This is a genomic window from Streptomyces sp. DvalAA-43 (genome assembly GCF_900091725.1).
Classification (GTDB): Bacteria; Actinomycetota; Actinomycetes; order Streptomycetales; family Streptomycetaceae; genus Streptomyces; species Streptomyces pulveraceus.
The window spans coordinates 50962-60293 of sequence record NZ_FMBW01000090.1 but is presented as its reverse complement, the minus strand read 5'-3'; the positions used below and the strand labels follow the sequence as shown (position 1 = coordinate 60293).

The window sequence follows — 9332 nt, the reverse complement described above, 5'->3', positions numbered from 1 at the left end:
ATCATGCCACGGTGTTCATGGTTGTTCAGGCGGCCCTGGCAGCGTTGTTGAGCCGTCTGAGCGGGAGTAGTGACATTGCTCTGGGTTCTCCGGTGGCCGGGCGCTCGGACGAAGGTCTCGACGATCTCGTGGGCTTCTTCGTGAATACGTTGGTGTTGCGGACGGACACGTCGGGTGATCCGACGTTCGCCGAGCTGATCGACCGGGTCCGGGAAGCGGATCTGGCGGCCTATGCCCATCAGGACCTGCCGTTCGACCGGCTGGTCGAGCACCTCAACCCCACCCGCAGCCTCGCCCACAACCCCCTCTTCCAGGTCATGCTGTCGTTCGCGGACGACGTGGACGGCCAGTTCGCGCTCGACGGGCTGGGGACCGAGGCGGCCACCGTGATGGCCGGTGCCAACTTCGACCTGCTGTTCGCCTTCTCCCCCCGGACCGGCACGGACGGGCAGCCGGCCGGCATGACCGCCGAACTGGAGTACGCGACCGACCTGTACACCGAGGCGGGCGCCCGGCGCCTGGTCGACCGGCTACAACGAATGCTCGGTGCCCTGGTCGCGGACTGCGACCGACGCCCGCACGAGGCGGACATCCTCGGCGCCGACGAGCGCCGGGAACTCCTCACGGAGCTGGGCGGCCGAACGGCCCCCGTTCCCGACATCGACGTGCCCGAGCTGTTCGAGCGGCAGGCGCGGGACACCCCGGACGCCCCCGCCGTACTGGCCGGCGACACCACCCTGACCTACGCCGAACTCGACGCCCGCGCCAACCGCCTCGCCCACCACCTGGCCGCACGGCTCCCCGGCACCGGCACCACCGTCGCGCTCGTCCTGGAGCCGAGCACCGAGCTGGTCGTCGCCCTGCTGGCGGTATTGAAGGCCGGTCACGCCTTCCTGCCACTCGACCCGAAGCTCCCGCCGGACCGGCTCCGCCGGATCGTAAGGGACTCGAAGGTCCGGCTGGCCGTCGGGCGCGCGGCACTTCTGGAGTCCGTGCTCGACAGCCGGTCCGCCTGCACGGCCCTGCCGACGGAGACGCTCGCGGACGCCGTCGCCACGATGCCCGCCACGGCACCGCCCGAGCGGCCCTTCCGTGGCGACCAACCCGCCTGCGTTTTCTACACATCCGGGTCCACCGGGCAGCCCAAGGGCGTGGTGTTCACGCGTCGTGCGGTCGTGGACTACACGCTCACCATGGTCGGCGAGTTCGCCCTCACCCCCGCCGACCGGATCCTCCAGGTCGCCTCCCCGGGCTTCGACGTCCTGCTGGAGGAGGTGCTGCCGACCCTCGCCGCGGGTGCCGCCCTCGTGGTCCCCGAACCGGGCGTGCTGTCGTCCGTCGTGGGCCTCAACCACTGCCTCGCCGAGTACGGCGTCACCGGGGTCGAGCTGACCACGGCCTTCTGGCACGAGTGGGTGCACGAGACCACGGGCCAGCACCTCGCCGTCCCGCCGTCGCTGCGGTTCGTCGCGGTCGGCGGCGAACGCATCCAGCCCGAACTGCTACGGCGCTTCGGCGCGACGGGCGTCGAGCTCATCCACGTCTACGGCCTGACCGAGGCCACCGTCACCTCCACCGTCTGGCATCTGCGGCCGGGCGAGGAATGCGGCCGTCGAGAGATCCCCATCGGCGGTCCGGTGGGAAATGCGCGGGTGTTCGTACTGGACGGTGGGTTGTCGCCGGTGCCGGTCGGTGTGGAGGGGGAGTTGTACGTGGCCGGGGTTGGCCTGGCGCGTGGGTATTTGGGGCGTTCGGGGTTGACGGCTGGGCGGTTCGTGGCGTGTCCGTTCGGGGTGGGTGAGCGGATGTACCGGACGGGTGATCTGGTGCGTTGGGCTTCGGACGGGGTGCTGGAGTTCGTGGGCCGGGTGGATGACCAGGTGAAGGTGCGGGGTTTCCGTATCGAGTTGGGTGAGGTGGAGGCGGGGGTCTCCGCGGCGTCCGGGGTGGGTCAGGTCACGGTGCTGGTGCGTGAGGACGTGCCGGGTGACCGGCGGTTGGTGGCGTATGTGGTGCCGGACGGGGACGCGGTGCTGGACCCCGCGTCGCTGCGGTCGGTGGTGGCCGGTGCGTTGCCGGAGTACATGGTGCCGTCGGCGTTCGTGGTGCTGGACGCTCTGCCGTTGACGGTGAACGGGAAGCTGGACCGGCGGGCGTTGCCGGTCCCGGACGTGGTGGTGGGTGAGGGCGGGCGGCCGAGATCGGCCCGGGAAGAGGTCCTGTGCGGTCTGTTCGCCGAGGTGCTGGGCCTGCCGGACGTCGGGGTCGATGACAGTTTCTTCGATCTGGGCGGGCATTCGCTGCTGGCCACCCGTCTGATCGCCCGGGTCCGTTCGGTGATGGGAGCCGAACTCGGCATCCAGGCACTGTTCGCCGAACCCACGGTGGCCGGACTGGTGACCCGGCTGAACGAAGCCGCGCCGACCCGGCCGGCACTCCGACCGATACGCGAGGAATGAGGTTTCGACCGTGACCGACCATCAGCACACCCCCACCACCGAGGCCACCGAGCTCCCCAAGTACCTTCTCGCCGCACAGGAGCAGGTCGCTCTCGGCCGGGGACTGCCGGCCGACTTCTACACCAGCCCCCTGCTGTACGCGACGGAGCAGCGTGAGCTGTTCGGCCGGGGCTGGGTCCCGGTCTGCCGGGTGGACCAGCTGCCCGGACCCGGCACGTACCGGCCGGCCGAGGCCGCCGGGTACAGTCTGCTGCTCACCACCGACGCCGCCGGGACGCTCCACGTCCTCCCCAACGCGTGCACCCACCGCTCCATGCGGCTGGCCGAGGAGCCCGGAGAGACCTCCCGGATCGTCTGCCCCTACCACCGGTGGACCTTCGGTCTCGACGGCGGCCTGCTCTCCGCACCGCTGGTCGGCCCCCGGATCGACCGGGCGGCCTGTGGGCTCGCCGAGATCCCCCACGAGCTGTGGCAGGGCTGGCTGTTCGTCAACCCGGCGGGCGGCGCCGAGCCGCTCGGGCCGTCACTGTCCGGCCTTGACACGGTCCTGGACGGCTGGGGGCTGGCCGACATGGTCACCGTCGCCGCCGTCGAATTCGACTCGGCCTGGAACTGGAAGGTGATGTGGGAGAACTTCAACGAGTACTACCACCACCTCGGCACCCACTCCGGCACGCTCGACCCGCTGCTGCCGGCCAAGACCGCCCGCGCCGTGGACAACCACGGCGAGCCGTGGAGCTGCGCGTCGATGACCTGCGGCGACGACTACCTGTACATGCAGTCGTTCGTCGACGTCGAGGGCTCCCCGTCCAAGGACATGCACTTGTTCTCGGTGTTCCCCCTGCTCTGCGCGGGCGTCCAGCCCGGCTCCGCGTTCTGGCTGAGGATCATCCCGGAGAGCACCACCGAACACCGCGTGTCGTGGGAATTCCTGCTGCCCCCCGACGAGCTGGAGACCCCGCACTTCGCGGAGCGGCTGGCCGTCACGATGGAGGGCCTGAAGGCGATCCACGTCGAGGACATGGAGGCGTGTGCCCTCGTCCAGAGCGGCCTGGAGAGCGGGCTTGCCGAGCCCGCCCGGCTGACCGAATTCGACCTGCCGGTCCACCAGTTGCACGACTGGATGCTGCGCATGCTGACCGGCCGTTCCTGAGCCGCCGTCGCGGCCACCCCGCCCGAATCCAGTGTGGCGGTCCACCCACCGTGAGGAGCCCCATGACCAGCACGGCACATCCACCGGTGCACCCGCACGACGAGAACGTGGACCGGGCCGGACCCGGCTTCGTGATCCGCTGCGTGCTCACCCCCGAGGAAGCCGCCCAGGCCCACCGACTGGCACAGCGGTGCGCCCACGAGTACGGACACCCCGGTGACCCGGCCTTCCTGGCGGACGTCGCGGTGATCTCCCACGACCTGCCCAAACGTGCCCGCAGCCTCCTCAACGCGGGGCGTCTCGACGAACGGAAACACGCCCTGGTGGTGAGCGGCAACGTGATCGACGAGGAGCACCTGGGACAGACCCCGGACAGCTGGCGCGAGGCCGACCGCGAGGACTGCCGGGCGTACGGGTTCCTGGCGATGCTGTACGGCGCCCTGCTCGGCGACCCGATCGGCTGGGCCACCCAGCAGGACGGGCGGCTGGTCACCGACGTGGTGCCGACCCGCGGCTACGAGTACAGCCTGATCAGCGCCAGCAGCACGCAGGAGCTGGGCTGGCACATCGAGGACGCCTTCTCACCGGCCCGCGCCGACTACGTCGGCCTGCTGTGCCTGCGCAGCCCCGACCTGACCCCCACCACCGTCGGGTACGTCGACCTGGACCGCATCCCCGAGGACATCGGGCGGATCCTCGCGCAGCCCCGCTTCCGCACCTACCCGGACGCGGCACACGAAGGGGCCGGCACCGAGCGGGGGCAGGCCCCGGCGGTGGCCGTCATCGAGGGCTGCGCGGACGCGCCCGTCCTGCGCATCGACCGGGACTACACCGTTGCCGCGGACGACGACGAGGAGGCCAAGCGCGCCCTGGAGTGCGTGGTCGCGCACATCGACGGGAGCCTCTACGACCTGGCCCTGCACGCCGGGGACATGGGGTTCATCGACAACCGGAACGCGGTGCACGGACGGCGCGCCTTCCGCGCCGCGTACACGGGCGCCGACCGCTGGCTCAAGCGGATCAACATCGTCGAGGATCTGCGCCGTACCCGGCCCGGATGGGTGGACGGTTCCGCCCGGGTCATCGGATGAGCGCCCCCGACTTCGCGGGCCTGGCCGCCATCGCGCCCGCGCGCCTCGAATACTGGCTCCGTGACCGCTACTTCGACGCCCGGACGGACATCTCCAGCTCCGGGGTGGAGAACTACACCCTGGGCGACCTGAGGGAGCTGGCCGGAGTGGACCTGGCCGACCTGGCCGCCCTGCCGTTCCGGGACAGCCCCTCCACCGGTGCCGCACCGCTGCGCGAGGCCATCGCCCGTCACATCGGCGTGCCCGATCCCGAGCGGGTGGCGGTCGGACACGGCTCGTCGGAGTCGATGTTCCTGGCCCTGTCCGCACTGATCCGGCCCGGCGACGAGGTGGTGACGGTCCGCCCCGCCTACCAGTCGCTGTGGAGCATCGCGGAGGCGCTCGGCGCCCGGCTGGTCGAGTGGCCGCTCGACGGGGACGCCGACTTCGCGCCCGACCTGGACCGGCTGGCCGGCCTGCTGACCGAGCGCACCCGCGCGGTGGTGGTCAACTTCCCGCACAACCCCACCGGCGTCACCCTCGACGAGACCGGCTTCCGGCGGCTGCTCGACCTCGTGGACCGGCACGGCTGCCACCTGTTCTGGGACGGCGCCTCCACCATGCTCACCTACGAGGCCCCGCCCCTGCCCGACCCGACGACGCTCATCGAGCGCTGTGTCTCCTTCGGCACCCTCTCCAAGGCGTACGGCCTGCCGGGGCTCCGGCTGGGATGGACGGTGGCACCGCCCGCGCTGATCGACGACATGGTGCGGCTGCGGGACTACCTGACACTCTCCACCTCGCCGCTCAGCGAGGCCATCGCCACCGCCGTGCTGGAGAACGCCGACGCGGTGCTCGCCCCGCAGTTGCGGCGGGCGAGGCTCGGCCGGGAGGTGCTCGCCGCCTGGCTCGCCGACAACGCGGACCTGTTCGCCTGCGCGCTGCCGGCGGGCGGTGTGGTGGCGCTGCCCCGGGTACGGGGAGTGGCTGATGTCGAGCCGCACTGCGAGGCGCTCCTCGCCGAGCACGGCGTTCTCGTCGTCCCCGGCAGCTGTTTCGACCACCCGGACAGGATGCGGATCGGGTTCGGCTGCGACACCGCCGTCCTGGAGCGCGGCCTCGGAGTGCTGGCGCACACCTTCCGGGACGTCGTGACCGGGAGCGGTGCCCACCCCGAGAGAGGCACGTCATGATCACGGATACCCCGGACCTGGCCGACCCCGTGCTGTACACCAGCGCCGACCGCTTCCACCTGTGGCGGGAGATGGCGCTGGCACAGGCAGTCCCCTGGACCGGACCGGGCACCACGCCCAGTGGGTTCTGGTCGGTGTTCTCCCACCGGCTGGGCAGCCGGGTCCTCGGCCCGAAGGGCCCGTTCACCTCCGAGTACGGCATGATGCTCGGCTTCGACGCCGAGCACCCCGACCATGCCGGCGGCCGCATGATCGTGGTCACCGACGGGGCCCGCCACCACGCGCTGCGGAAACTGATCGGCCCCTTCCTCTCCCGGCTGAAGGCCGACACGATGGCCGAGTTCGTCGCCCGGGAGGCGCACAGCCTGCTGGACCGGCTGGAAGGCGAACCGGCCGTCCAGGTGGCCAAGGACATCGGCCCGCGGCTGCCGGCCTCCGTGGTCTGCGAGATCCTCGGGATTCCCGAGTCGGACCGGGAATGGCTGATCGCCCTCACCCGGGACGCCTTCGGCGAAGCGGGCGCCGGCGGCAACGAGCTGTCCCCGGGCGAGGCCCACACCCAGATCCTGGTGTACTTCCACGAACTCGTCGACTTCCGCCGCGAACACCCCGGCGACGACCTGCCCAGCGCGCTGCTGGCCGACGGCTCCCTGCCGTTCGAGGACGTGGTGATGAACTGCGACAACGTCCTGGTCGGCGGCAACGAGACGACCCGGCACGCGATCACCGGGGCCTTCCACGCCGCTGCGGTCACCCCCGACCTGCTGCCCGCCCTCGCCGCCGACCGCTCCCTGATCGCGGCCGCGGTCGAGGAGACGGTCCGCTGGACATCCCCCGCGATGCACGTGCTGCGGGTGGCGTCCGAGGACACACGGGTCGGTGACGCGTCGATCCGCAAGGGCGACGCGGTCGCGGTGTGGCTCGCCTCCTGCAACCGCGACCCGGCCGTCTTCGCGTCCCCCGGCGCGTTCCGGCTCGACCGCGGCAACGGCCACCTCGGGTTCGGACACGGCCCGCACCACTGCCTCGGCGCCGCGATGACCCGGATCGAACTGCACTCGCTGTACTCCGCGATGGCCGACCGGATCGACGGCGTCGGGCTCGCCACCGAGCCGTCGTGGCTGCACTCCAACATCATCCAGGGCTACCGCGCCCTCACCGTGGACCTGACCTGGCGCTGAGACCGCCCCGACCACCAACCCACCACCATCAGAAGGGAGTCGGCAGTGGACGACACCGGTGAGGGCCTCGCCACCCTGCTGGCCCTGCGCCCCCGCGGCACCGCCGAGCCGCTGTTCTGCGTCCATCCCGGCATCGGCGTCGGCTGGTGCTACGCCACCCTGTGCGGGGCGCTCGCACCCGCCCACCCGCTGTACGCGATCCAGTCCCCGGGGCTGCTCCCCGACGCCACCCTGCCGCGCTCGGTGCACGAGATGGCGGTGACCTACCTCCGGCTGATCCGGACCGTCCGGCCCACCGGGCCGTACCACCTGCTCGGCTGGTCGCTCGGCGGCTTCGCCGTGCACGAGATGGCGCGCATCCTGCACGCGGCTGGCGAGGAGGTCGGGCTGGTCGCGATCCTCGACAGCTTCCCCGGCGACGGGGAACGGTTCACCGAAGGCGGCCCCGGTGCGATCCGCGCGGGGTTCCTGCACGAGCTGCGGGCGGACATCGAGGGCCTGGACCCGGTCCGGGCGACGCCCGCCGAGCTCCGGGAGCGCGTCAGGGCGACGGGCAGCGCCTTCGCGGGCTGGGAGGAGAGCCACCTCGCACGGCTGCTGGACGTCTTCGCCAACAGCTGCGAGATCATCGCCGCCCATCGGCCCGGCCACTACGACGGCGATGTGCTGCTGATGAGCGCGGCGAAGGAACCCGGCCGCTCCGGCGCCGACGCCGACCAGTGGCGCCCCCACATCGGCGGCGACCTCGACGTGCACGAGCTGCCGTGCGAGCACCGCGCCGTGCTCGACCCCGAACACGCCGGGGAGATCGCGCGTGTCGTCACCGGGCACCTCGCCCGCCTGACATGACCACCGACCCACGGAAGGAAACCGCGATGACCAACCCGTTCGAGGACGACGACGCCCGCTACCTCGTGCTGCGCAACGACGAGCACCAGTACTCGCTGTGGCCGGCCCGGCTGCCCGTACCCGAGGGCTGGGAGCAGGTGCACGGCGAGGACAGCCGGCAGTCCTGCCTCGACCACATCGAGCGGACCTGGACGGACATGCGCCCCAGAAGCCTCGCCGAAGCCATGGACGGCGCCACCGCGCAGCCCGTCGCCTGATCCGCAACAGCCCCCGGCTCCCCGGCCGGACCGAGGAAAGGACAACAGTCCCATGACACAGACAGGTGACAGCGGGACGGACGTGTTCCACGGACTCGCCCTCGATCACATCGAGTTCCACGTGGCCGATGTGGACGCCGCGCTGCCCGCGCTGGTAGACGGCCTCGGGCTCGCGCCCTACGCCCGTTCCACGGCGGTCGCCGCGCACGACACCCGGTCGGTCGCCGTGGGCGGCGGCGACATCCGGCTGGTGCTCACCGAGACCACGGTGCAGGACCACCCCGCCGGGTTCTACGCGGAGGCGCACGGCGACGGCGTGGCCGGTATCGGCCTCGGCGTCGCGGACACCCGTGCCGCCTTCGCCACCGCGGTGTCGCGCGGGGCCCGCCCGGTCGCCGCACCCACCGACCACGACGGCATCGTCACCGCCTCGGTGGCGGGCTTCGGCGATGTGCTGCACACCTTCGTCGAGCGGCCCGCCGACGCCGACCCGCGCGCCCTGCCCGGCCTCGCGCTCCTGGACGACTCCCCGTACCCCGGACCCGGGAACGGCGAGCCGGAGCTGTACGCGGTGGACCATCTCGCGGTCTGCGTGGAGGCGGGCCAGCTCGACCCGACCGTCGAGTTCTACGAGACGGTGCTCGGCTTCACGGTGATGTTCGAGGAACACATCGAGGTGGGCACCCAGGCGATGAACTCGAAGGTGGTCTGCGGCCCCTCCCGGGAGGTCGTGCTGACCCTGCTGGAGCCGGACCTGACCGGTGAGCCCGGCCAGATCGACCAGTTCATCAAGAACCACGGCGGGGCCGGGGTCCAGCACATCGCACTCACGACCGCCGACATCGTGGCCACCGTCGGCTCGATGCGGCAGCGCGGCGTGGAGTTCCTGCGCACACCGGGCGCGTACTACGACACCCTCGCCGAACGGCTGGAGCTCTCCCGGCACTCGATCACCGAACTGCGCGGCCTGGACCTGCTCGTCGACGAGGACCACAACGGCCAGCTCTTCCAGATCTTCTGCCGGTCCACCCACCCGCGGAAGACCTTCTTCTTCGAGGTCATCGAGCGGGCCGGAGCGAACACCTTCGGCAGCGCCAACATCAAGTCGCTCTACGCGGCGGTGGAGCAGGAACGGCTGCGGCAGCGCGACGCCGTGTAGCCGCCGGGCGT

At 71.5% G+C, this 9332-nt stretch carries 8 protein-coding genes; all 8 read left to right on the top strand.

Annotated features, from left to right (window positions below):
• The first annotated feature begins 11 nt into the window (after positions 1-11).
• The 8 genes from GA0115234_RS37575 (at position 12) to hppD (ending at position 9321) form a co-directional block, all read left to right on the top strand.
• Positions 12-2459 carry a non-ribosomal peptide synthetase gene (locus GA0115234_RS37575; protein ID WP_343335970.1) on the top strand — a complete coding sequence of 816 codons (2448 nt, stop codon included), beginning with the start codon at positions 12-14 and terminating at the stop codon, positions 2457-2459.
• A gap of 10 nt (positions 2460-2469) precedes the next feature.
• On the top strand, positions 2470-3612 hold the full coding sequence (locus tag GA0115234_RS37570) for an aromatic ring-hydroxylating oxygenase subunit alpha (protein ID WP_093550730.1): 1143 nt from the start codon (positions 2470-2472) through the stop codon (positions 3610-3612).
• Positions 3613-3674: 62 nt separating this feature from the next.
• Positions 3675-4703, top strand: coding sequence for a TauD/TfdA family dioxygenase (locus tag GA0115234_RS37565; protein WP_093550729.1), 1029 nt, complete (start codon positions 3675-3677; stop codon positions 4701-4703).
• Positions 4700-5875 carry a capreomycidine synthase gene (vioD, locus tag GA0115234_RS37560; protein ID WP_161275740.1) on the top strand — a complete coding sequence of 392 codons (1176 nt, stop codon included), beginning with the start codon at positions 4700-4702 and terminating at the stop codon, positions 5873-5875. The genes GA0115234_RS37565 and vioD overlap by 4 nt, the downstream gene beginning before the upstream one ends.
• Positions 5872-7056 carry a cytochrome P450 gene (locus tag GA0115234_RS37555; RefSeq protein WP_093550725.1) on the top strand — a complete coding sequence of 395 codons (1185 nt, stop codon included), beginning with the start codon at positions 5872-5874 and terminating at the stop codon, positions 7054-7056. Before vioD ends, GA0115234_RS37555 begins: the two co-directional genes overlap by 4 nt.
• 45 nt (positions 7057-7101) lie before the next feature.
• Complete coding sequence (locus GA0115234_RS37550; protein ID WP_161275739.1) at positions 7102-7905, top strand: thioesterase domain-containing protein; 804 nt, start codon at positions 7102-7104, stop codon at positions 7903-7905.
• 26 nt (positions 7906-7931) lie between these two features.
• Positions 7932-8162, top strand: a complete 231-nt coding sequence (locus tag GA0115234_RS37545) for an MbtH family protein (RefSeq protein ID WP_093550721.1) — start codon at positions 7932-7934, stop codon at positions 8160-8162.
• A 52-nt stretch (positions 8163-8214) separates the two neighbouring features.
• Positions 8215-9321 (top strand): 4-hydroxyphenylpyruvate dioxygenase, encoded by a 1107-nt coding sequence (gene hppD / locus GA0115234_RS37540; RefSeq protein WP_093550719.1) that lies wholly within the window; start codon positions 8215-8217, stop codon positions 9319-9321.
• Positions 9322-9332: the final 11 nt, after the last annotated feature.

What these genes read in the sequence shown, in the direction of transcription:
- vioD (WP_161275740.1), top strand. Translation starts at nt 4,700, where the DNA reads ATGAGCGCCCCCGACTTCGCGGGCCTGGCCGCCATCGCGCCCGCGCGC.
- GA0115234_RS37565 (WP_093550729.1), top strand. Translation starts at nt 3,675, where the DNA reads ATGACCAGCACGGCACATCCACCGGTGCACCCGCACGACGAGAACGTG.
- GA0115234_RS37555 (WP_093550725.1), top strand. Translation starts at nt 5,872, where the DNA reads ATGATCACGGATACCCCGGACCTGGCCGACCCCGTGCTGTACACCAGC.
- GA0115234_RS37545 (WP_093550721.1), top strand. Translation starts at nt 7,932, where the DNA reads ATGACCAACCCGTTCGAGGACGACGACGCCCGCTACCTCGTGCTGCGC.
- hppD (WP_093550719.1), top strand. Translation starts at nt 8,215, where the DNA reads ATGACACAGACAGGTGACAGCGGGACGGACGTGTTCCACGGACTCGCC.